This is a genomic window from Actinoplanes auranticolor (assembly GCF_018332655.1).
GTDB classification, from domain to species: Bacteria; Actinomycetota; Actinomycetes; order Mycobacteriales; family Micromonosporaceae; genus Actinoplanes; species Actinoplanes auranticolor.
The window spans coordinates 1-1,453 of record NZ_BOQL01000012.1 but is presented as its reverse complement, the minus strand read 5'-3'; the positions used below and the strand labels follow the sequence as shown (position 1 = coordinate 1,453).

Sequence of the window (1,453 nt, the reverse complement as noted above, 5' to 3'; positions counted from 1 at the left end):
CCCGTTACCTTTTTGATCGTCCCCAGCAGGGGACTGCTCGGTCGCTCGGTCCGGTATGGCTTACTGCCCCTGTCGTACGGATGATCCGGGGGGTGTTGTCGCCGGGCCGGGTGGCGTCGACGGACCGCTGATAGGGACAGGGCCACCCTGCACGAGTGAGGGTAGGTCTCTTCGTAACGTGGCTGCCGGCAGTCGACGCCAGACTGGCGGCCGGGTGGTGGTGACGTCGCGGGGAGGCGATGTGCACGGCGGTTACCAGGTATTTCTCGGGCTCGACGTCGGCAAGGACGGCCACCACGCCGTCGCGCTGGCGCCGGACGGCAAGCGTCTGCACGACGCGGAGTTGGTCAACACTGAGGCCAGGTTGCGGCAGGTGTTCGACAAACTCGCCCGTCACGGCCGCATCCTCGTGGTGGTGGACCAGCCGGCGTCCATCGGAGCGCTGCCGGTCGCGGTCGCCCGCGCCTGCGGCCATCAGGTCGCCTACCTGCCCGGCCTGGCGATGCGCCGAATCGCCGATCTGCACCCCGGCAACGCCAAGACCGATGCCCGTGACGCCTACGTCATTGCCGACGCTGCTCGGACCCTGCCGCACACACTGCGACGCGTCGACGCCGGTGATGAAACCCTCGCCGAGCTGGAGGTCCTAGTCGGTTACGACGATGACCTCGCCGGTGAGGCCACGCGCGTCGCCAACCGCATCCGTGGCCTACTCACTCAGATTCACCCTGCGTTGGAACGTGTCCTCGGGCCGAAAGTGCAGCACAAAGCCGTTCTCGAACTGCTGTCGCGCTGCGGCGGTCCGGTCGGGCTGCGCAAGGCCGGCCGCCGCAAGCTGGTGTCGATCGCGACCAAGAACGCTCCTCGCATGGGCGAACGCCTGGTCGAGCAGGTCATGACCGCCCTGGACGAGCAGACCGTCACCGTCCCGGGCACTGCTGCGGCGGAGAAGATCTTGCCCCGGCTGGCGGACAGCCTGCGGGACGTGCTGAAGCAACGCGACCAGGTCGCTACCGAGGTCGAAGGGATCCTTGATGCACACCCTCTTGCCGAGGTCCTGACCTCGATGCCCGGCATCGGGGTCAGGACCGCAGCCCGGATCCTGCTCGAAGTCGGCGACGGCACCGCATTCCCTACCTCCGGGCACCTCGCGGCCTACGCCGGTCTGGCACCGGTCACCCGCCGGTCGGGGACCTCGATCCGCGGCGAGCACCCACCACGCGGCGGCAACAAGCAGCTGAAACGCGCCTTCTTCCTGGCCGCCTTCGCCAGCCTCGCGCACCCACCATCGCGGATCTACTACGACCGCAAACGCGCTGCCGGCAAACGCCACAACGCCGCCCTCATCTGCCTCGCCCGCCGCCGCGTCGACGTCCTGTTCGCCATGCTCCGCGACCGCACGCCCTACCAAGCACGGCCTTCAGAACACGCCCTCGCCGCTTGACGAAACCCA

1 protein-coding gene is annotated in these 1,453 nt (G+C 68.5%); it reads left to right on the top strand.

The window, feature by feature from the left end:
* Positions 1-241: 241 nt before the first annotated feature.
* The gene (locus tag Aau02nite_RS05340; protein WP_212987197.1) at positions 242-1,444 is read left to right on the top strand and encodes an IS110 family RNA-guided transposase; all 1,203 of its coding nucleotides are present in this window, start codon (positions 242-244) and stop codon (positions 1,442-1,444) included.
* Positions 1,445-1,453: the final 9 nt, after the last annotated feature.